General features: G+C 65.0%; 18 protein-coding genes. 4 read left to right on the top strand and 14 right to left on the bottom strand.

Features of this window, described 5'->3' with window-relative positions; genetic code table 11:
* Positions 1 to 32 precede the first annotated feature (32 nt).
* Positions 33 to 983 carry an alpha/beta hydrolase gene (locus AC07SZ_RS33285; protein WP_494917611.1) on the top strand — a complete coding sequence of 317 codons (951 nt, stop codon included), beginning with the start codon at positions 33 to 35 and terminating at the stop codon, positions 981 to 983.
* On the opposite strand, the gene AC07SZ_RS33280 is transcribed toward AC07SZ_RS33285, so the two are convergent.
* A complete protein-coding gene (locus tag AC07SZ_RS33280; protein ID WP_494917610.1) occupies positions 971 to 2,005 on the bottom strand; it encodes a LacI family DNA-binding transcriptional regulator in 1,035 nt (344 codons plus the stop codon). The two genes, AC07SZ_RS33285 and AC07SZ_RS33280, sit on opposite strands and share 13 nt — an antisense overlap.
* 264 nt (positions 2,006 to 2,269) lie before the next feature.
* Between AC07SZ_RS33280 and AC07SZ_RS33275 the strand changes: the two genes are divergently transcribed.
* Together AC07SZ_RS33275 and AC07SZ_RS33270 are read left to right on the top strand one after the other, a co-directional pair.
* Positions 2,270 to 3,223, top strand: coding sequence for a sugar kinase (locus AC07SZ_RS33275; RefSeq protein WP_056564531.1), 954 nt, complete (start codon positions 2,270 to 2,272; stop codon positions 3,221 to 3,223).
* Complete coding sequence (locus AC07SZ_RS33270) at positions 3,220 to 4,503, top strand: D-tagatose-bisphosphate aldolase, class II, non-catalytic subunit (protein WP_056564534.1); 1,284 nt, start codon at positions 3,220 to 3,222, stop codon at positions 4,501 to 4,503. The genes AC07SZ_RS33275 and AC07SZ_RS33270 overlap by 4 nt, the downstream gene beginning before the upstream one ends.
* Before the next feature lie 6 nt (positions 4,504 to 4,509).
* Here AC07SZ_RS33270 and AC07SZ_RS33265 read toward each other — a convergent pair whose 3' ends face one another.
* From AC07SZ_RS33265 to AC07SZ_RS33215, 11 genes are all read right to left on the bottom strand, one after another.
* Entirely contained in the window at positions 4,510 to 6,036 is a 1,527-nt protein-coding gene (locus AC07SZ_RS33265; RefSeq protein ID WP_494917609.1) for a zinc-binding dehydrogenase, read from the bottom strand.
* A 9-nt stretch (positions 6,037 to 6,045) separates the two neighbouring features.
* Positions 6,046 to 6,483 carry an SRPBCC family protein gene (locus AC07SZ_RS33260; RefSeq protein ID WP_172374264.1) on the bottom strand — a complete coding sequence of 146 codons (438 nt, stop codon included), beginning with the start codon at positions 6,481 to 6,483 and terminating at the stop codon, positions 6,046 to 6,048.
* Between the two features lie 165 nt (positions 6,484 to 6,648).
* Positions 6,649 to 8,835, bottom strand: coding sequence for a flotillin family protein (locus tag AC07SZ_RS33255; RefSeq protein ID WP_065004933.1), 2,187 nt, complete (start codon positions 8,833 to 8,835; stop codon positions 6,649 to 6,651).
* Between the two features lie 89 nt (positions 8,836 to 8,924).
* Positions 8,925 to 11,141, bottom strand: coding sequence for an ABC transporter permease (locus AC07SZ_RS33250; protein ID WP_494917608.1), 2,217 nt, complete (start codon positions 11,139 to 11,141; stop codon positions 8,925 to 8,927).
* The gene (locus AC07SZ_RS33245) at positions 11,134 to 11,919 is read right to left on the bottom strand and encodes an ABC transporter ATP-binding protein (RefSeq protein ID WP_056565703.1); all 786 of its coding nucleotides are present in this window, start codon (positions 11,917 to 11,919) and stop codon (positions 11,134 to 11,136) included. Before AC07SZ_RS33245 ends, AC07SZ_RS33250 begins: the two co-directional genes overlap by 8 nt.
* A 24-nt stretch (positions 11,920 to 11,943) precedes the next feature.
* On the bottom strand, positions 11,944 to 13,191 hold the full coding sequence (locus AC07SZ_RS33240) for an ABC transporter substrate-binding protein (protein ID WP_056564548.1): 1,248 nt from the start codon (positions 13,189 to 13,191) through the stop codon (positions 11,944 to 11,946).
* 50 nt (positions 13,192 to 13,241) lie between these two features.
* Complete coding sequence (locus AC07SZ_RS33235; RefSeq protein WP_056564552.1) at positions 13,242 to 14,270, bottom strand: branched-chain amino acid ABC transporter permease; 1,029 nt, start codon at positions 14,268 to 14,270, stop codon at positions 13,242 to 13,244.
* Entirely contained in the window at positions 14,267 to 15,316 is a 1,050-nt protein-coding gene (locus AC07SZ_RS33230) for a branched-chain amino acid ABC transporter permease (RefSeq protein ID WP_494917607.1), read from the bottom strand. Before AC07SZ_RS33230 ends, AC07SZ_RS33235 begins: the two co-directional genes overlap by 4 nt.
* Positions 15,313 to 16,653, bottom strand: coding sequence for a metal-dependent hydrolase family protein (locus tag AC07SZ_RS33225; RefSeq protein ID WP_056564555.1), 1,341 nt, complete (start codon positions 16,651 to 16,653; stop codon positions 15,313 to 15,315). Before AC07SZ_RS33225 ends, AC07SZ_RS33230 begins: the two co-directional genes overlap by 4 nt.
* Positions 16,654 to 16,705: 52 nt before the next feature.
* Positions 16,706 to 17,485: an alpha/beta fold hydrolase gene (locus AC07SZ_RS33220; protein WP_494917606.1), complete on the bottom strand. Its 780-nt coding sequence runs from the start codon at positions 17,483 to 17,485 to the stop codon at positions 16,706 to 16,708.
* Positions 17,482 to 18,360, bottom strand: a complete 879-nt coding sequence (locus AC07SZ_RS33215) for a fumarylacetoacetate hydrolase family protein (protein ID WP_056564561.1) — start codon at positions 18,358 to 18,360, stop codon at positions 17,482 to 17,484. Before AC07SZ_RS33215 ends, AC07SZ_RS33220 begins: the two co-directional genes overlap by 4 nt.
* Positions 18,361 to 18,584: 224 nt before the next feature.
* Between AC07SZ_RS33215 and AC07SZ_RS33210 the strand changes: the two genes are divergently transcribed.
* The gene (locus tag AC07SZ_RS33210) at positions 18,585 to 19,256 is read left to right on the top strand and encodes a FadR/GntR family transcriptional regulator (protein ID WP_056564565.1); all 672 of its coding nucleotides are present in this window, start codon (positions 18,585 to 18,587) and stop codon (positions 19,254 to 19,256) included.
* 18 nt (positions 19,257 to 19,274) lie between these two features.
* Here AC07SZ_RS33210 and pobA read toward each other — a convergent pair whose 3' ends face one another.
* Both pobA and AC07SZ_RS33200 read right to left on the bottom strand, forming a co-directional pair.
* Positions 19,275 to 20,447, bottom strand: a complete 1,173-nt coding sequence (pobA, locus tag AC07SZ_RS33205; RefSeq protein ID WP_494917605.1) for a 4-hydroxybenzoate 3-monooxygenase — start codon at positions 20,445 to 20,447, stop codon at positions 19,275 to 19,277.
* Entirely contained in the window at positions 20,447 to 21,499 is a 1,053-nt protein-coding gene (locus AC07SZ_RS33200; RefSeq protein ID WP_172374270.1) for a 3-carboxy-cis,cis-muconate cycloisomerase, read from the bottom strand. Before AC07SZ_RS33200 ends, pobA begins: the two co-directional genes overlap by 1 nt.
* Between the last annotated feature and the right edge of the window lie 8 nt (positions 21,500 to 21,507).

The raw sequence follows: 21,507 nt of genomic DNA, 5'->3' as shown, positions 1-21,507 counted from the left end.
TTTTCCTGGAATTGCTTTCGACGGAGATGGCGATGACGCTCGATCCTGATGCCTTGCGCGCCCTCGAAATCGGCCGTGCGGCCGGTGGCGAGCCGTTCGAGAACGGCAGTGTGGCGGCGGCACGGGCCGCCTACGGCGCTTCCTTCCCGACGCAGCAGGGCGAGCACGAGCCGGTCGCGGCAACCTCGCAGCGGCACATCGACGGGCCGAACGGCCCGGTCACGATCCGCGTCCATCGCGGCATCGGAGCGCCGCGGACAGGGGCGCGTGCAGTACTCTATCTGCATGGCGGTGGCTGGGTCATCGGAAATCTCTGCTCGCATGACGAGATCTGCCGCTGGCTCGCCAATCTGGCTAACGCCGTCATCGTCTGCCCCGATTATCGGCTGGCGCCGGAGCACACGTTTCCCGCCGGGCTCGAGGATTGCACGGCGGCGCTCCGCTTCATGGCGGAAAACGCCGGAGAGCTTGGCATCGATCCGGCGCGCATCACCGTCGCTGGTGACAGCGCCGGCGGCAACCTTGCCGCCGTTCTGGCCTTGCTCGCCCGGGACAGGCTGGCGCCGCCGCTTGCCGCCCAGATCCTGATCTATCCCAACACCGATGCGCGCCAGACGGCGGACAGCTACCGGCGTTTCGGCGACGGCTTCGGGCTCACGGCCGCCACCATGGCCTGGTTTCGCGACCACTATGTGCAAACGCCGGACGACATCACGGACTGGCGCGTCTCGCCGCTGCTTGCATCAAGCTTGGCTGGCGCCGCACCGGCGTTTGTCGTGATCGCCGGCCACGACATCCTCGCCGACGAAGGGACGGCCTATGCCGAACGCCTGCGCGTCGAAGGGGTGCCGCTGGTCCTGCGGCACTGGCCGGGTCAGATCCACGGCTTCGTCTCGATGGGGCGCCACATTCTGGCGGCGCGGCAAGCGGTGAGCGAGGCGGCGGCCTGGCTGCAGTTGCAGACGCGCGCTCAGGCCGACTGACGCATCACCAGCGTCGCGCCGAGCTTGACGTTGCGCGCCATCTCCTGCCCGGGGGATGCCGCCTCGTCCAGCAAGGCCAGCAGGATCTCGACGCTGCGGCCGGCCATGGCGGCAAAATCCTGCGCCATGGTGGTCAGCGCCGGACAGGTGTAGCGGCTCAGTGGATGATCGTCATGGGCGGCGACACGGAAATCGCAATCGGCCCGGCGGCCGATTTTCAGCCCGCGCGAAAAGGCGGCAGACATGACACCGAAGGCGAGACGGTCGTTCGCGCACAACAGCGTGCGGGCCGGCAGGCCGCCCTTCTCGAGTGTCCTGTCCATCCATTCATGGCCGATACGCTCGAAATCCCAGCTGTAGTCGCCCGCTGCCTTGAGAATGACGGGTTCCAGGCCGGCGGCTAGCATCGTCTCGATGTAGCCCTGCAGGCGTTCCCCGGAATTGTGGTTGACGTGCGGAATGTCGACATAGACCGGCGGTTCGCCGGACCGGCAGAGATAGTCGACGATGGTCGAGATGCTCTGGTGGTTGTCGTTGCCGACGAAAGGCGTGTCGCCCTCGATGTAGGTGTCGAAATAGACGATCGGAATGTCCTCGCTCATCCGCTCGAAGACGCCGGGTTCGGAGACCAACCCCAGCGGAGCGACAATGGCGCCGGCAACCTTCAGCGACAGCAGCGTCTTGACCGATTCCGCCTCCAGTTTCGGCGAACCGTGCGAGGAGATGACGATCGGCCAGAACCCCTCGTCGCGGCAGCGCAGTTCGATGCGGCTGACCATTTCGGCATAGAATGGATCGGTGAGCGCCGGCACGACGATGCCGACATTGCGGGTGCGCTTGCGGTTGAGATTGCGCGCGAAAACATTCGGCTGATAATCCGATGAACGCAGTGCTGCCTCGATGCGCGCCCGGGTCGCCGGCTTCACGCTCGCCGGATCGTCGAAATATTTCGACAGGGTCGGCCGTGATACGCCGGACGCCCTGGCGAAATCATCCATCGTGCGGTGGGTCTTCTCCGCCATCGATATTTCCAGCCCCTTTGCCCCGCGCCCGCCGACAACCTTCCGGTCGGGCCAGAATCAGTCCTGCGACCGTTGCCGTCAGGCAGCATTGCTCGACCGAATTTGTTCAGTCAAATTTTCACGTTTCCACTACAATGCAAAAGCATTGCGCACGTCAAATTATTTATTGACGCTCCGAAAACCGCAACCTAGGCTTTGGCCTTGTACGGACGTGGAGAAGGCGCTCGGCAACCGGCCGCGGGGCAGTCTGGGAATGGTGAGGACATGAAGAAACTGGTTTGCGCCGGCGAGATCCTGGTCGAGATCATGGCCGAGCGGATCGGCCAGAGTTTCCTTGCCCCCGGCCCTCTGGTCGGCCCGTTTCCCTCCGGCGCGCCGGCGATCTTCATCGACCAGGCGGCGCGGCTCGGCCAGCCGGCGGGCCTGATCGCAGCCGTCGGCGATGACGATTTCGGCCATTTGAACATCGAGCGCCTGCGCGCCGACGGCGCCGACATCTCGGCCATCAAGGTCCACCGTGGCGCCGCCACGGGCACAGCCTTCGTCACCTATGAGACCGACGGCAGCCGGCACTTCGTCTACAACATCAAGCAGAGTGCCGCCGGCCTTATCGAGATCGGCGCCGAGGCGCGCGCGCTGCTGGCCGGCGCCGACCATTTTCACGTCATGGGCACGTCACTGTTCTCGCCCGAGGTGATCGAGGTGGCGCGCAACGGGATCGAAACTGTCAAGGCGCGCGGCGGTACCGTTTCCTTCGACCCCAACATCCGCAAGGAGATGCTCGATCTGCCGGGCCTGCGCGATGCACTGCATTTCGTGCTGTCGAAGACCGATGTCTTCCTGCCGAGCGGTCCGGAACTGTTCATCTTCGCCAAAGCGGCCGACGAGGAAAACGCGGCGCGTGAAATGCTGGATCGCGGTATCTCCACCGTGGTCGTCAAGAAAGGCGCGCAAGGCGCCGTTCATTACGACCAGACCGGACGGACCGCGTCACCGGGCTTCGTCGTCGACGAAATCGACCCGACCGGCGCCGGGGATTGTTTCGCCGCGGCCTTCGTCTCCTTCTGGCTGCGCGCAGAAGCGCCCGAGAAGGCGCTGCGCATCGCCAATAGCTGCGGCGCGCTGGCGGTGACCAAGAAGGGCCCGATGGAGGGCATCGCCTCGCTTGCCGCCGTCGAAGCCTTCCTTGCGACCGCCAAGACCGGAGCGCCAGTATGAGCCGGGCTACGGACGGGTTGTCGGCCATAGCGGCGGACCGGGCGGCGGGCGAACGCCGTGGCATAACCTCGATCTGTTCGGCTCATCCGCTGGTGATCGAAGCGGCGCTGCGCCACGGCAAGGCGCGCGACGCCGATGTGCTGATCGAGGCCACCTGCAACCAGGTGAACCACGAGGGCGGTTATACCGGCATGACGCCAAGGGATTTCCGCCGCTTCGTCGAGACGGTCGCCGGCAAGGTCGGCTTCCCCCTGGAGAGGCTGGTGCTCGGCGGCGACCATCTCGGCCCCAATCCATGGAAACACCTGCCGGCGCCCGAGGCGATGGCCAAGGCCTCGCGCATGGTCGACGCCTATGCCGAGGCCGGCTTCACCAAGATCCATCTCGACGCCAGCATGGGTTGTGCCGGCGAAGGTGCCGCACCTGCCGATGCGACGGTCGCCGCGCGCGCCGCCGAACTGGCGGAAGTGGCCGAGGCCGCGACCGAACGCAGCGGCGGCCCCAAGCCGGTCTATGTCATCGGCACCGAAGTGCCGGTGCCGGGCGGCGCCCTGGAAGCAATGGACCATCTGGCGGTGACCACACCGGAAGCCGCGCGTGAAACCGTGCGTGTCCACCGCGATGCCTTCAGCCGGCGAGGTCTCGACCAGGCCTTTTCGCGGGCGATCGGTGTCGTCGTGCAGCCGGGTGTCGAATTCGGCAATGCCGAGGTGATCACCTATGAACCGGAACACGCCCGTGCATTGGGCGATACGTTGCGGGACCTGCCGCAATTTGTCTTCGAGGCGCATTCGACGGACTACCAGCCGATTTCGGCGCTGACCGCGCTGGTCGATGACGGCTTCGCCATCCTCAAGGTCGGGCCATGGCTGACCTTCGCGCTGCGCGAAGCGCTCTACGGTTTGAGCCATATCGCCGAGGTTCTGGTTCCCGACCGGACGCGCGAAACCCTGCCGGCGGCGATGGATCGCGTCATGCTGGCGGCGCCGGACAATTGGAAGAATTACTATCACGGCTCCGAGGCTGAGCAACGGATCGAACGCCATTTCTCCTACAGCGACCGCATCCGCTATTACTGGCCGGCGCCGGCGGCCCAGCAGGCCGTGGATGCGCTTATGCAGGCGCTCGGCGATCGTGACATCCCCCTGCCCCTCATCAGCCAGTATCTCGGCCGTCTCGACGGCGCGGTGGCGACCCGGTCCGTGGCGCCAAAAGCCGGAGAATTGCTGATCGCCAGCGTAACGGACGTTCTCGACATCTACGCGCGCGCAACCGGCTGACCATGGCTACGGCCTGGGCATCAGGACCAGCGCGCCAGTCGTGCGGCGCGACTCCAGATCGCGGTGCGCATTGGCGGCATCGGCGAGACCGTAGCGCGTCGGTGCCTCAACCTTGACCACGCCCTGGCGAAGCGCCTGGAAGAACCTGGCGACGTGCGGCTCAAGTTTTTCCGGTGTGTCGGTGAAATGGGCATAGTTGGGCCGCGAAATGGTCAGCGACTTCGACGCGAAGCGGCCGATATCCCAATTGCCGATCGGCCCGGAGGCCTGGCCGAAGCTGACGAGATGGCCGCGCACTGCAAGGGCCGCGAGCGAGCCGGCGAAGGTGTCGTTGCCGACGGCGTCATAGGCGACGTCGGCTCCCCTGCCCCCTGTCAGCCGCATGACGGCATCGGCGAAATTTTCGCGGGAATAAACGATGACATGGTGCGCGCCGAGACGTTCGACGGTGCGTGCCTTGTCGTCGCTCGAAACGGTCGCGATCACCGTCGCGCCGAGATGACGCGCCCATTGCACCAGCAACTGGCCGATGCCGCCGGCCGCCGCATGGATGAGGACGATTTCGCCCGGCTTGACGGCATGAACGTCGTGCAGCAGGAAGCTCGCGCTCACGCCCTTGAGCAGGCCTGCGGCGGCGATCTCATCCGTGATGTCGTCCGCAAGATGAACCAGCAATTCAGGCGCCATGTTGCGCCGCTCGCTGTAGGCGCCGACCGGCGGACAGGCATAGGCGACGCGGTCGCCGGCCGAAAAGCCGGACACCGCCGAGCCGACTGCCTCGATGATGCCGGCCGCTTCCATGCCGGGCACGCCGGGCGGCTTCAAAAGGTCGAAAAACCCGGTGCGACAATAGACGTCGATGAAATTGACGCCGATCACCGTGTGACGGATACGCACTTCGTTCGGCGCCGGCGGCGGCAGTTCGATGTCCCTGAGCCGCAACTCCTCCGGTCCGCCGTAACGCTCGACAACGATCGCAGGGGTCGTTGCGGTCTGGCCAGGCGCGATCCTTGGCGCCGCACGCGCCATGTCGATGGACGGCCCCGGCGCAACAATTGCCTGGGACGGTCTCGTCTCGACTGGCGAGCCTACGCTCCTGCGCTTCAGAAGATTGCGCACCGCCGCGAAGCCGGCCTGATAGATGTCCTCGGTGACCAGCCTGACCAGTTCGTCGCGGCGATGCGCCGGCGGCTGGAATTCAGAGCGCCACTCCCAGAAGGTGGCATTGCCGTCGGTCACCGGCTTAAGCCGGATCGAGGCGACATAGCCCATCAGAGGCAGCGGCGCTTCGAGCAGGCAGTAGCTCAGCCGGCGGTCCCTGTCGGATAGTGCCAGCAATTGCTCGCGCAATTCGCCGCCGTCGTTCAGCCGAAAGTGGCGCACGGCGCCAACCGCATCGACCGCTTCGCCGCCCTCGATCTCGCTGAAGGCGATCGCCGGATGCCAGCGGTCATGGCCGTTGAAATCGCGCAGGATCGCCCAGACCTCGTCAACCGGTGCCTCGATGATCGTGCTCTGGCAAACCTTGACCATCGGCCGGCGTCAGCGCCCGAACCGGTGTTTCAGCGCTCTCAGTGCGGTCTGGAAGACGCCATTGCCGATCTGATGCACTAAGGCCGCCTCGCGATCGGGCGCGCAGTCGAACTCCGCCTGCCACTCGGCGAGCGTCAGGTTGCCGTCGGTGATCGGCGTCAGCGACAGGGTGGCGACATAGTTCTCCACCGCCATCGGGCTTTCGAGGATCGCGTAGCTGCACGACAGGTCGTAGTCGGACAGCGCCAGCAGCCTTTCGCGGATGCGGCCGCCGTCCTTGAGCGTGAAACTCCTGATGCAGCCGATCTGGTCGGCCTGCGCGTTCTGCTCGATGCGGCTCTCGGCGACGAACGGCGCCCAGCTCGGCAATGCGTTGAAGTTGCGCACAAGCTTCCAGACTTCCGCGGCGGGAGCCGGAATGACCGAAGAGACATAGACCTTGGTCATGCTTGCGAGCCGGCTGTGGGCATGGCCGTTCGCGCATGCATTGTCTCGCCCCGGGCCAGCTCGACCCTTGCTTGGCAGTCATCGCGAACCGACGCAGCATGGCGATCAGGCGCAAGACATGGTCTCGCACGGCCCAACGAAACGCAAGAGAACACCGCCCTCACCTCAATGATCGCGGTCGTCATCGTCGTCCTTGGCGGCCTTTCCCTTGCCCTTCTTGTCGCGGGTCAGGCTGGAAATATCCTTGGCGTCGCGCAGCACGTCGGTCATGCGGCCGAGCGAGCCGCCCTCGATGCCGATCTCCTTCATCAGATTGTCGATCATCGGTGCCTGCACCCGGTAGCGCAGCGCGGAGTCGATGACCTCGTCGGTGACGTTGCGGTTGCCGCCGGTGCCGCCGTTGAGGCCGTCGACATGCAGGATCTTGATGCCGTCGATCTTCTCCATCGGCTTGACGCTTTCGCGGATGATGCCTTCCATGTGGTCAAGCAGCTTGCCGCGCAGGCGCCCGGCGCGGGCCTCGTTCGACAGCAGGTTCTCGGCCTCGTTGAGCTGGCGATGGCCCGATGCGTCGACCTCGTAGCGCTGGGCCGCGGCAAGGGCGTGGATCTTCTCCGCTTCCGCCGAAGCGACTGCGGCGATCTTCTGCGCTTCCGCCAGGCTTTTCGCCGCCTTCATCTCGGCATCCGCGGCGGACGTGATGCGCAGCGCCTCGCGCTCTGCCTCGCGCTGCGCACCGATCAGGTCGGTCAGCTTGCGGCGTTCGGCGATCTCGCGTTCGCGGGCGGTGAAAGCCTGTTCCTCGGCCTGGACGGCCTTGGCGCGTACCGCCTCGGAAGCCGCGATCGCCGAGGACCGTTCCTGCGTCTTCTTGGCGATGTCGATCGCCTTCTGGATTTCCGCGATCTCGATCTTCTGGTCGCGGTCGACGCCCAGTTGGCGGATATCGCGATCCTTGATCAGCCGCGCTTCCTCGATGCCGCGCTCGGTGGTGATACGGGCGCGCTCGACCTCCTCACTCGCCGAAATCTCGGCCTCCTCGAACGCCTGGCGCTTGGCGATCTGCAGCGCTTCAAGGTGACGCTCGCGTTCGATGCGGACCTCGTCCACCACCCGTTCCTGCGCGATTCGCGCCGTCTCGGTGGCCTGGTTCTCGACGATCTCGGCACGGCGTTTTTCCGCCTCGGCCCGGGTCACTTCCAGCGCCTTTTCGGCGAGCGCGATCTGGCGTTCCAGTTCAGCCACTTCGAGCAGTTTCTTGCGTTCGATCTCGAGCTTGCTTTGCGCGCCCTCACGCTCGATGCGGGCCTTTTCCAACGACAGTTCGAGCGCGATCTGCTCGCGCTCGGTCAGTTCGCGCATCTTCATCTCGGTCTCGTCGAGCGAACGGCGGCGCGCGATCTCGCGGCGTTGCGTGTCTTCCTCGCTCTTGATGCGCTCCTCGGTGATGTTGCGCTCCTGGTTGAGCCGCGATTTTTCGACGGCCTCGCGCGACGAGAGCTGTGCCTGCTCGGATTCCTGGTCACGCAACGCACGCTCAATGGCCAATTCAGACCGCTGGGCGGCGCGGCGGATCTCGACCTCGCGTTCCTGTTCGAGGCGCGCGTATTCGGTGTCGCGGTCGATCTCCAGCACCTTGCGCTGTGTGTCGAGGTTCTGGTTGCGGATGTCGACCAGCGTGCGCTGTTCGATCTCGTTGCGCATGCGGCGGCGGGTCTCGATCGATTCCGTCAGCTGTGTCAGACCCTCGGCGTCGAAGGCGTTGGAGGGATCGAAATATTCGAGGCTGGTCTGGTCGAGGTCGACGATGGCGACGCTCTCCAACTCGAGCCCGTTGGCCGCGAGCGACTCCTCGGCGAGCCTGCGCACCTTGGCGGCATAGTCGCCGCGCAACTCATGCATCTCTTCCAGCGTCATCTGAGCGGCGACGGTGCGCAGCGCGCCGGCGAACTTGCCTTCCAGCAATTCGCGCAGGCTGTCGGGCTGCAGCGTGCGGCGGCCAAGCGTCTGCGCGGCAGCGGCCACCAGTTCGCGGCTGGCGCCAACGCGCACGAAGAACTCGGCGATCAGGTCGACGCGCATGCGGTTGCGGGTGATCAGCGCCAGCGCATCCTCGCGGCGCACCTCGATGCGCAGCACGTTCATGTTGACCGGAGTGATCTCGTGCAGGACCGGGATGACGAAGGCACCGCCGTTGACCACCACCTTCTCACCCATGAAGCCGGTTCGCACGAACGCCGTCTCCTTGGTCGAGCGGCGATAGAGCCAGCGCAAGACGTAAACGGCGATCACCACGACGACCGCGGCAATGATCAGCCACAACAGGAAAGCGCCAAAGGTCTGCGCGTCCATGATCTATCCTCCCCAAGACAATGCGGTCGGCACGGGGCGACCGGCGATATTTTCAAACATCCACCCGCATGGTGGCGAAGTCCAATTCTTCATGCCCGCCTCTGCAGCTTCGGCGTGACCGCGTGGAATGCAGCGATCGCCGCGTCGACGAAAGGCGTGTCGTTGATGTTGGCCCGCACCCGCTCGACATGGCGCAAGGGCGTGCGGCGCACCGTCTTCTCGATCGCCTCGAACAAAGCGTTGTCGGCTTCCGGGTCATGAAAGGGCTGACCGGGCGCGTCGAGCATCGAGACACCGCCCTCCGGCAGCAGGAAGCGCACCGGACCGTTCATGGCGTTGAGCCGCGTGCCGATCCATTCCCCGAAGGCGCGGTTTTCGTCGCGCGTGGTGCGCATCAGCGTGACGTTGGGATTGTGGATGACGAATTTGCGGCTGCGGAATTTCTCCGGAACGCTGTCGCGCGGCCCGAAATTGACCATGTCGAGCGCTCCGGTCGAGCCGACATAAGGCAGCCCGGTGCGGATCGCAGCGCCGAAGCGATCCTCCGTCGCCGGGAACACGCCGCCGACGATCATGTCGGCCACTTCCGTGGTGGTGAGATCGAGGAAGGCCGACAGCAGCCTGGAATCGCCGAGGTTTTCCATCGCCCGCCCGCCAATCCCCGTGGCATGGAAGACGAGGCAGTCGTAGTCGGCTTCGAGGCGTTTCGTGACAGCTTGCACCAAAGGTGTGGTGACGCCGAACATGGTGATGCCGACGGCCGGCCGCGCCAGCTTGCGCCTTGCTTCCCACGCCTCGGCATTGGGCAGTTGCGCGACCATGCCGGCCATGGCGTGCGCTGCGTTGGACAACACCTGTTCGGTGATCGAGTTCAGCCCCTGAACATCGGCCACCGAATGGAACATCATGATGTCGGCGCCGCCGACATATTTGGCGACATCGCCGGCCGCCACCGTCGAGACCATCAGCTTGGGGATGCCGACCGGCAGCACGCGCATGCCTGCCGTCGCCAGCGTGGTGCCGCCGGAACCGCCCGCCGAGATGACGCCGCCGATGCGTGGCTCACGCTCGATCCAGCGTGCGAAAGCTTCCGCCATGGCACTGACCGAGCCGCCGCGATCATTGGTGAAGACGGCGGAGGATCCACGCGCGTGCATGCCGGCCACCTGCATGGCGGGCACATCGGCGCTGGCCGGTTTTCCCGATGTCGACAGGTCGACGGTGCGCACGGGCAGACCAAGCGACTTCAGCCGGTCGGCAACGAAGCGCAATTCCTTGCCCTTGGTGTCGAAGGTGCCGACGATCAGCACGGTCCTGCCGATGCGTTCGGCGAAGGGGATGGCGAAGACCTTCTTCAAGTCGTCCTGCGGTGCGGTCTTGTCGACCGCGGCCTGTCGCAATTCGGTGACCGGCACGTTCCAGCGATTGGGCATTTCGGTGACCGGTCGATAGACGCCGCTCCGCGGCATCGGTTCGGTCGTACCGGCGCCAGCCCTGTCGACGCGATAGACTTCCGCCAGTTGGTCCCGGGCCTGCGCGGCTTCCGCCGGCGTGACCGGTGCCTCCTCGGCATGGCGGCCGACGCCGAGCAGCCGCTGCTGCAACTCACGGTCGGCGGCGAGCGCCTTGGCGTCCATCAGCCGGTTGATGCGGCCATTGACCATGATGGCGACCTGGTTCGAGACCGCGGTCGCCACGCCGATATTCTGTTCGATGACCAGCACCGCCATCTCGCCTTCGGCGGCGAGGTCGATCAGCATGCGCTCGACCTGGTCGACGATGACCGGCGCCAGGCCTTCGGTCGGCTCGTCCATGACCAGCAGTTTAGGATCGCTGAGCAGCGCCCGCGAAATCGCCAGCATCTGCTGTTCGCCGCCCGACAGCTGCGAGCCGCCATTGGCGCGGCGTTCGGCGAGCCGTGGAAAGGTCTGGTAGACGCGCTCGACCGTCCAGCTGGCATCGCGCCTGTTGCCGGCGGCCAGACGCAGATGCTCGTCGACGGTCAGGCTCGGCCAGACACGGCGCCCCTGCGGGACATAGCCGACGCCGAGGCGGTGGATTTCGTGCGGCTCAAGAGAGGTGATCTCCCGGCCATCGACGCGGATCGAACCTGACTTCGCCCGTTTCAGCCCAACGATGGTGTTGCAGAGCGTCGACTTGCCCATGCCGTTGCGGCCGACCACCGACAGCACGCCGCTTTCCAGCGTCAGCGACACGCCCTGCAGCGCATGGCTCTCGCCATAGAAAACCTGCAGGTCGTCTATGCGCAGCATTGCCTTCGCGATCTTTCCGGGACGCTCAGCCATGCTTGCCCCCGAGATAGATCTCCTGGACTTCCGGATCGGCTTCGATCTCCCGCGGCGTGCCTTCCTTGAACAGGCGGCCATTGTGCATCATCGAGACATATTCCGAGACGCGCAGCGCGACATCGAGATCATGCTCGATGATGATGTAGCCGATATGCTTCGGCAGCGCGTTGAGGATGGCGACGAGATCGCGACGTTCGGTCGGCGACAGGCCGGCCGCCGGCTCGTCGAACAGGATGAAGCGCGGCGCGCCCGCCAGCGCCAGCGCGATCTCCAACTGGCGCTGCTGGCCATGGCTCAGCGTCGCCACCAGCGTGTCGCGATAGGCTTCGAGGTGCACGGCGTTGAGGATCGATTCCGCCTGCACCATGTTGACGTCGGTCGTGGCCGGACGCAGCAGCGAAAACCGCCGACGCGAGACGCCCCGGCAGGCGAGAAAGATGGAATCGAGGACCGACAGGCCCTTGAACAGTTGCGAAATCTGATAGGTGCGGCGCAGGCCGCGCCGGATGCGCTCATGCGGCGGCAGATCGGTGATGTCCTCGCCGAAGAAGCGGATGCGCCCCGCCGTCGGCAGGAAATCGCCGGTGACGGCGTTGAACAGGGTCGTCTTGCCGGCGCCGTTGGAGCCGAGGACCGCGCGCCGTTCGCCGGCCGCGATCCTCATGGTGATGCCCGAGAGCGCCACCAGCGCCCCGAAATGCCGCGCCACGCCATCAAGCTCCAGCGCATAGGCGCCGGTGCTCTGGAGACGGTTTGCTGCGAAGCTTTCGGTCACTGGCGGCTGCACTCAATCGTGGTGTTACGGGCAGCTCGGATTGTCGCGGTTGACCGCGCCGAGCTTCATGAACTCGTCTTCGGGAATGCCGAGCGTCTGGTTGACCTGCGGCACGACCTTGACCAGCTTGTTGAGGAGATTGCCGTCGGCGCCTTCAGTGACCTCGGTCAGGAAGATGTCGGCGATGGCATTGCGGTTCTTGTCGAGCGACACCTTGCCCGTCGGCGTGTCGAAGGACAGCTTCGACAGCGCGTCGCGCAGCTTCTTGCCGCCATCGGAGACATCGCCGCCAACCTGGTCGAGACCAAGCAGCGTCGCCTTCATGTCGACATAGTAGCCATGGGCGAACAGCGAGGGCGACGGAAACGCACCCGGCTGCTTCTTGTAGGCCTCGACGAAGGCCTTCCAGGCCGGCGCGTCGTTGGTGTCGGCGGTCGGGCCAGCGGATGGCGTGCCCTTCAGCACTTCCTTCAGCTTGCCTTTCGACGTCAGCACGGTCTGGTCGACAGTGATCGAGCCGCCGATCAGCGGCGCGGTGCCGCCACCCTGCTGGTACTGGGTCAGGAAGTTGACCGCATCGGCGCCGCCGAGCGCGACGTAGATTGCGTCGACATCCTCAGGAATGGCGGCGATGACCGAGGAAAAGTCCTTGTTGCCGATCGGCACCCAGGATTTCGACGGCACATGGCCGCCGGCCTTGCAGAACTCGGCCATGAAGCCGAACACCTGCGTGTAGGGGAAGGAGTAATCCTCGGCGACGGTGGCGACCTTCTTGTAGCCCTTGTCCTTGAAGGCATAGGTGCCGAGGCCGGCCATCCACTGCGCGCCATCGGTCGAGAAACGGAAGAAGTTCTCAGCCGGGTCGCGCAGCGTGGTGTCCTGCGCCGCCGATGTGCCGTTGATGAAGGTCACGTTCGGCTGCGTCTTGGCGTAGTCCTTGACGGCGATGCCCTCGTCGCCCGAAAGCGGGCCGACCAGCACCTTGACGCCGTCCTGCTCGACCAGCTTGCGCGCCGCGCGCACGGCGCTGTCGGGCGAGGCATCGGAAGAGCCCTTGACGATCTCGATCTTCTTGCCAGCGACGGTGCCGTTCATCTCGGCAACGGCGGTCATGGCGCCGCGCTCGCCGTCCTCGCCGAGCACCGTGAACGGGCCTTCGAAGGTTGCGAGCAGGCCGATCTTGATGGTGTCGTCGGCAGCCAGTGCCATCGAAGGCGCGGTCAGCCCGGTGAATACCGCCAGCGCCAGCAATGTCCGTCTATGCATTCTCATCGTTTTCCTCCCTTTGATTTGGTTTTGCAGTGGTTCATCCATCCCGGCTCCTATGGGCCTGGACGCAAGGACTCCTGGGCAAGATGTGGCTTGATCCTCCCCCACAACCCAAGAATTCCATCCGGTGAGACGAAGACGATCACCAGGAACACCATGCCGATCAGCGTGTTGAAGCGCTCGGCGCCGACGATATCGATGGCGAAGGTCTGCATCAGGACGACGACGACCGCGCCCAGGAACGGCCCGATCGGGTGGCGCAAGCCGCCGATGACGGCGATGATCAGCACGTCGATCGCGGCATCGACGCCGATGGTACCGGGCGAGACGCGGCCGTTGAACCAGACCAGCAGCACGCCCGCAAGTCCGGCGATGACACCTGCGAGCAGCCAGGCGAAGACCTTGTGCGCGGTGACATGGTACCCCAGCGCGCGCATGCGGCGCGGGTTGTCACGGATCGCCTGCAAGGTCATGCCGAAGGTCGAGCGCGAGCCGTAAAGCACCGCCGCGTAGGACAGCGCCGCCAGACCCAGGCAGAGATAGTAGAATGGCCTGGCATCGCGCCAGTTGACGCTCCAGAAGACCGGCGCACGGATGCCGGTATAGCCGGAATGGCCGTTGAAGATGGCGTAGTTCTGCTGCGCGAAATAGAAGGTCGCGGTGGCGATCGCCAGCGTGATCATGATCGTGTAGATGCCCTCGGTGCGCACCGAGATCCAGCCGATCAGCGCCGACGCCAGGGCCGCCGCGAGAACCGCGAACGGAACCGCGAGCCACCACGGCCAGCCGAGACCGAGAATGCTGGAGTTGTTGTTGCCAAGGATGGCGATGGCATAGGCCGCTATGCCGGCGACGGTGATCTGCGCCAGGCTGACCATGCCGCCATAGCCGGCGAGCAGCATCAGCGACAGGCCCAGCATGCCGAAGATCAGCGAATAGCCGCCGATCTGAGTCAGGAAGAAATCGGACGCCACCAGTGGATAAAGCACCAGTGCGACGGCAAGGATGATGTGGCCGGCGCCGAGCTTCTCCAGCCAGTTCCGCTGCGGCGTGGCGCTGGTTGTGGCGATGGCCAGGCTCATCGTGCCTTCCCCATGATGCCTTGCGGCCGCACCGCCAGCGTCACCACCATGATGACGAAGGTCAGCACGATGCCATAGGTCGGGAAGTAGACGAGGCCGATCTGCTCGGCCAGGCCGATCAGCAGCGCGCCGATGGCGGCGCCCGTGATCGAGCCCATGCCGCCGACGATGACGACCACCAGCGAGGCCAGGAGATAGCGGACATCCTCGCCTGGCGCGACCGACAGCGCCGAGCCACCGACGACGCCGGCAAAGCCGGCAAGGCCGGCGCCGACGGCAAAGACGATGGCGAAGACCGCATGCACATTGACGCCCGACGCCTGCAGCATGGCGCGGTCGTCGACGCCGGCGCGGATCATCATGCCGACGCGGGTCTTGTGCAGCATCAGCCAAAGACCGACGCCAATGACGATGGCGGCCGCCAGCACCACGACGCGGTAGAGCGGATAGGTGAGGAAGACCGAGGCGCCGTTGGAGCGCACCGCCGTGATAACGGGCAAGGTCAATGCGCCATCGAGCCATTCGGGGGTGGTGATCTGGTAAGTGCCGCCGGCCCACACCGCCAGCATCAGGTCGGCTGCCACGATCGAGATGCCGATCGAGACCAGGGTCTGGCGAAGATCGTCGCCCTCCAGCCGACGGAAAACGAAGACCTGCATGACGACACCGACGATGGCCAGAACCGCGAAGCCGGCGGCGACGCCGAGCAGCCAGTAGCCGGTGCGGTTGGTGACTTCGTAGCCGATATAGGCGCCAAGCAGATAGAGCGAGCCATGCGCCAGATTGACGTTGCGCATCAGGCCGAAGATCAGGGTGAAGCCGCTGGCAACGAGGAAGTAGAGGCCGGCCAGGGTGATGCCGTTGAGGATGGCGCTGACGAAGGCCTTCTTCGAAATAAGGATGGCGTTCAGCCAATCCGGCCAGACCGCGAAGACCAGCCATGCGACGACAGCGGCGGCGAGCAGGCCAACGAGGCCCCATGCCTGCCGGCCGGTGATGCCGCCGCTCTCGGAGAGCGTCTGAGATGGCTGGCCGAGCAGGCTCATGCCGTCAGCCGCCGGCGCTGCTCGTTCATGCGCGGCGCCTTGTGGAACTTGCCGTCCTTCATAATGGCAAGGATGCGGTTCTTATCCTGCAGGATGCGCACGTCAGAGATCGGATCGCCGTCGATCAAGAGAAGGTCGGCAAGGTAGCCTTCCTTGATCATGCCTAGCTCGTCGCCCATGTTCATGATCTGACCGCCATATTTGGTGCCGGCCTGGATCGCCTCCATGGGCGAGAAGCCCAGCATCTCGACGAAGGTCTGGATGTCCTTGGCGTTGGTGCCTTGCGGCGTCCAGGCAAAGCCATAGTCGCCGCCGATGCAGACACGGATGCCGCGCCGGTGCATCTTCTTCATCGTCTCGATGCACATTTCGAGTTCGCGCTCGTATTCGAGCGACAGCGGCGAGCCCGGCTTGATGCCCCACTGCTCGGCGTGACGTGCCGTGTTGATCAGCCAGGCGATGCCCGGCGCGACGAAGTGCTTGTCCTTGGCCGCTTCGAGCATGTCGAGCGCTTCCTCGTCGGCGAAGGAGGCATGGTAGATGTTCTGGATGCCGTGGCGGATGCACTGTTTGACCGAGCCCGACGAACGCGCATGCGCCGACAGTACCTTGTTGCGGCAGCGTGCCTCGGAGGCGGCCATGGCGACCTCTTCTTCCGACATCGGCGTCTCCTCGGCGCCCATGCCCGTGATGCTCTCGCCGGACAGGTTGAGCTTTATCGAATCGACGCCGTATTTGATCAGCTGGCGCACGGTGCGACGGATTTCCTCGGGCCCCGAGACGACGAGGCCGAGGTTCAGCCCCTCATGCGGGATGTGCGACGGCGCGGAATCGCCGAGGCCGCCGACCGTGGTGATTTCCGGACCCGCCGCGAGGTAGCGCGGTCCCGGAAAACGACCCTGGTTGATGAATTTCTTGGCGACGACATCGAGACGCGGCTTTGCGGCCGCCGCGCCCCGGCCGGCGGTGAAGCCGGCGTCAAGCACCAGCTTGGCCATCTCCATGGTGACCAGCATGTGCTCCTCGATTTCCATCATCTGGATGGGGTCGATGCCGGGCGCGTTGTTCCAGGACAGATGCAGATGGGCATCGATCATGCCCGGCATCAGTGTCGCGCCCATACCGTCTATGACGGTTGCCCCCCCTGCCGCGCCACCGCTGTAGGAGGACGACGAGGACGAGCCGAAGCGCGACGAGCCCTTGGTGATCTGCTTGATGCGGTTGCCCTGCACCAGCACCTCGCCGGTGTAAGGATATTCACCTGATGCGTCGAGCACGCGCACATTGGTGAACAGCGTGCTGCCCGAACCGTTGCCGTTCCAGCTGTCGTCTGCCATCACAAGCCTCCCCACTTGCCGAGCGCACAGTTCTACGCTCGATCAGAAATCCTCACCTATCAACCCGTCTCAAAAAATCGGCGAGCTTCTGGCTGCTTTCGCGCGGGCTTTCCACCGTGGCCCAGTGCCCGCACCGATCCAGCGACGAGAATACGGCGCCCTTGATCTTGTCGGCAAGCGCCTGGGCGACCCCCGGCGGATTGACCGTGTCGGCGTCGCCGGTGACCAGCAACGTCGGCGCCGAGATCCTGCGCGCATCGACCGCGGTCGCCTTGGCCAGAGCCTCGCAGGTGCGGGCGTAGGATTCGGGATCCTGACGCGTGATCGATTCCCGCACGAAGGCAACTGCCGCCGGCGAGGTTTCCCTTGTGTGCGCGGAAATCGCGTTGGCGACGATCTGGTCGGCGATATCGGCAATACCGCCCGAACGCGCCAGACGCGCCCGGTTGGCGAGCCCTTGCCGTGTTGCGTCCGTCGGTTCCGCCAGGGCGCCGAACAGCGCCAGCGATGTAACCAGCGATGGCTGCGTCGCGGCGATCTGCTGGCAAACGATGGTGCCCATCGAATGGCCGACGAAGTGCGCGGCAGCAACCCCCATGCCGGCCATGGCGCGGATCACGGCCTCGCTCATCCCTTCGACGGTCAGCGGCTCGATCGGGCGCGGCGAGCGGCCGGAGCCCGGCAGGTCGAGCCGGATGACGCGATAGGCGGAAAGCGCCGCCATCTGCGGCTGGAACATGTTCGAGGTACCGCCGAGGCCATGGATCATCACCACGGCGGCGCCCTCGCCGACAACTTCCGCAACGACCTGGCCAACCGTCACCGTGGTCATTGCGCATGCTCCGTGAAGCGGTTTTCCAGCGTGCCGATGCCATCGATCTCGATGCGCACGACGTCGCCGGCCTTGAGGTATTTCGGCGGGTCGAAACCGATGCCGACCCCGACCGGGGTGCCGGTGGCGATGATGTCGCCGGGCTTCAGCGTGATGCCTTGCGACAGCGTGGCGATGATGGTCGGAATATCGAAGATGAGCAGCGATATGCGGGAATTCTGGCGCAGATCCTCGTTGACGAAACACCGGATGCCGGCTGTTGCCAGGTCGAGTTCGTCCCTGGTCACCGCCCACGGGCCCATGGGACAGAACGTGTCTTGCGACTTGCCGATCAACCACTGGCTGTATCTGCCTTGCAGATCGCGGGCCGTGACGTCGTTGACGATGGTGTAGCCCCAGACATGGTCGAGCGCGTTCTCCTTCGATATACCGCGCCCGCCCTTGCCGATGATGACGGCCAGCTCCGCCTCATAGTCGATGGCGGTCGAGACCGATGGATCGATCAACACGCTGGCATGGTTGGCGACGACCGATTCGGGAACCTTGGAAAAGATGATCGGATGCTTCGGGATCGCGCCGGCGCCGGCGCTGGAATCGAAGCCGCTGCGGGCGAATTCGTGCGCGTGCTCGTGATAGTTCTTGCCGACGCAGAAGATGTTGCGGCGCGGTTGCGGGATGGGCGCCTCGATTTCCACCTGCGCCAGCGGGATGGGCGACAGGGTGCGCGGCATGCCGGCGCCGTTGCGCTCTATCAAAGCCAGAATGCCTGATTTGGCCTGATCAACGGAAAAATCGAAGGGCGCGATCGTCTGGGCGTCGAGATCGACAAGCCCCACGCGACGTTCGCCGGCGATCGAAAAAGTCGCGACCCGCATCCAGATCCTCCCTGAACCAATACTGAGCCAATTATTCGCTCTTTTGTTACACGCTATCGCCGATTGGTTTAGCCCGCAAGAAGAATCTGGGTTGGTCGCACCAAAAAGGATTTGGTTGCCAGCCCTACCGCTTCACAGGATATCGACCGCTGCCATGCGATGGACGACGGAACCTGAAGCTGCTATCAATGGTTCAGTATCGGATCAGATAAAAGTGACCGGACATGCCCAAGCTCGTCGCCAGCGATATCGCCACCGCGCTGAAGAAGCGGATTTCTTCCGGTGAATGGATCGAGAATGGCCGCATGCCGCCGGAACGCGATCTGGCGAGCGAATTCGGCGTGGCGCGCAACACGGTGCGCCGCGCCGTCTCCTTCCTCGAGGACGACGGCACCGTGGTTCGGCATGTCGGGCGCGGCACATTCCTGACCGCCACCAATCCTGGTTCGATGGCAGCGGTTGTCGGCCGGATGGAAGGCACCAGCCCGGCCGACATGATGGAGATCAGGCAGCTGCTTGAGCCGGCGGCGGCGGCCTTCGCCGCCACCAATGCCAGCGCCATGGAACTCAACGCGGTGCGCGAGGCGCACAAGATCGCTTCGGAGTCGCAGGACATGCCGACCTTCGAGCATTGGGATGCGGAGTTTCACCACCGCATCTTCGCCTGCTCGCGCAACGACTTCCTCAAGGAGATCCACAATCTGATGCGCATCCTGCGCAATCAGGCGCCATGGTTCGAAATGAAAAAGCGTTCCTTTTCCGAAGAACGCCGCGGCATCTATTGCAGCGAGCACCAGATCGTTCTCGATGCGCTGCTGCGCCGTGACCCGGAGAGCGCCAGCCAGGCCATGCTGGCGCATCTGAGAACCGTCGAGCGCAACCTGCTGGGCCGGTAAATCCGCGCACCGCTATCCTCAATAGGGCAGGCCGACATAGTTCTCCGCGAGCGCGGTCGACGCGGCGCGCGAGTGCACGAGGTAGTCGAGTTCGGCCTCCTGGATGCGCTGGCCGAAGTCCCCGGTATCGGGAAAGCGGTGCAGCATGGTCGTCATCCACCAGGAAAAGCGCACCGCCTTCCAGACCCGCGCCAGTGCCTTGGCGGAATAGGCATCGAGACCCGCTTCGGACTTCCCTTGATAGAAGTCCCGCAACCCGTTGAAGAGATAGCGCACGTCGCTAGCGGCGAGGTTGAGGCCCTTGGCGCCGGTCGGCGGCACGATGTGAGCAGCGTCGCCAACCAGGAACAGCCGGCCGAAGCGCATCGGTTCGGCAACGAAAGAGCGCAGCGGCGCGATCGACTTTTCGAAGGAAGGTCCGGTGGTGACGCTGGCCGCCGTCTGTTCCGGCAAGCGGCGGCGCAGCTCGTCCCAGAAGCGATCGTCCGACCAGGCCTCGACTCGGTCACCCTCGGGGCACTGCACATAGTAGCGGCTGCGGTGCGTCGAGCGCATCGAGCACAGCGCAAAGCCCCGCTCATGATTGGCGTAGACAAGTTCGTGATCCGCTGGCGGCACTTCGGCCAGCACGCCGAGCCAGCCGAACGGATACTGCCGCTCGAACGTTTTCAGCGCCCGCTCCGGCACCGATCCGCGGCTGACGCCATGATAGCCATCGCAGCCGGCAATGAAGTCGCAATCCATGCGACGCGTGATGCCGTCCTTGTCGTAGGTGACGAATGGTGCGGCACCGCCGAAATCATGCAGTGCCACATCCGACGCCTCGTAGACGGTGACAAGGCCGGCCGCCTCGCGCCTGTCCATCAAATCATGCGTCACCTCGGTCTGGCCGTAGACCGTGACATGCCTGCCACCGGTGAATTCGGCGAGATCGATGCGGTGCAGGCGCCCGTCGAAGGCCAGCGAGATGCCGGAATGCGGCAAGCCTTCGGCATGCAACCTTGCGGCAGCACCGGCTTCCCCAAGCAGATCGACCGTGCCCTGTTCGAGCACCCCTGCCCGCACGCGGCCAAGCACATGGTTCCGACTTGAGCGTTCCAGAATGACCGTCTCGACACCGATGCCGGCCAGAAGTTGCCCAAGCAGCAGGCCGGAGGGTCCCGAGCCGACGATGACGACCTGCGTTCGCATCAGTGGCCGAGACTTTCGATCTGCGCGGCGAGTTCGGCGGCAAGGCGCAGCGATGCCGCGGTCGCGACCACCATCTGCGGCAGCAGCAGCCATTCCAGCGTCCATGCCGCGCCCGAACGTTCCTGCTCATGCACCAGCGCCTGATGCATGCCGGAAAGCTGCGTGGCGTTGAAGCGGGCCAGCGCCACCAGCGCTTCGGCTTTCACCGGGTTCTGCTTGTGCGGCATGGCCGACGAGCCGCCGCCGCCGGAAAGCGTGATGTCGGCGCCGCCCTGCGCCATCAGGGCGATGTCCTGACCAAACTTGCCGAGGCTGCCGGTCAGCAGCGACAGCCAGCCGGCGAAATCGGCGAGCGCGTCGCGCTGGCTGTGCCATTGCGGCGCATCGCCAAGGCCGAGTTCTGCGGCAAGCGCCGCGCGCACCGCCGGTCCCTTGTCGCCAAGCTTTTCCAGCGTCCCGGCGGCGCCGCCGAACTGCACGACCAGCAGGCGCCCAGACTGTTCCGATAGTCTTTCCCGATGCCGCCGCAGCGGCCCGCGCCAGGCGTTCACGCGATCAGCTACTTGGATAGGGATCGCGGGCTGCATGCGGGTCATGCCGGTCAGCGCCCTGCCCCCAAAACGCTCCTCAAGCGATGTGAGGCGCAAAACGGTCTCGGTCAGGAGCAGGCCGAGATGGTCGACGACGGATTTCAGTCGAAGCACCAGGCCAGTGTCGATGACATCCTGGCTTGTGGCACCGAAATGCACCTTGTCGCCATGCGGCTCGCCAACCGCCACTCTGAGTTGGCGTACCAGTTCCGGCACGATGACGCCGTCCTTGGCGGCAGCGGCGCGCAGCAAGGTCGTGTCCGGCCGGAACGAGGCCAGCACCACCCCGATCGCCACCGCCGCGTCCCTGGTGATGATCCCGTTTTCGGCTTCCGCTTCCGCCAGCGCGCTCTCGAACGCCAGCATTGCCTCTATCTCGGCCTCGACGGAAAAATGCCTCGCCGCCTCCTCGTCGCCGAGAAAGGCGGAAAGCAATGGATGGTCGAAGGCCGATATGGTCATATCGCGGA

This window comes from Mesorhizobium sp. GW821-FHT07A06 (assembly GCF_059419085.1).
Note: the sequence above shows the minus strand (reverse complement) of the source record. Positions and strands in the feature narration are given on the sequence as shown.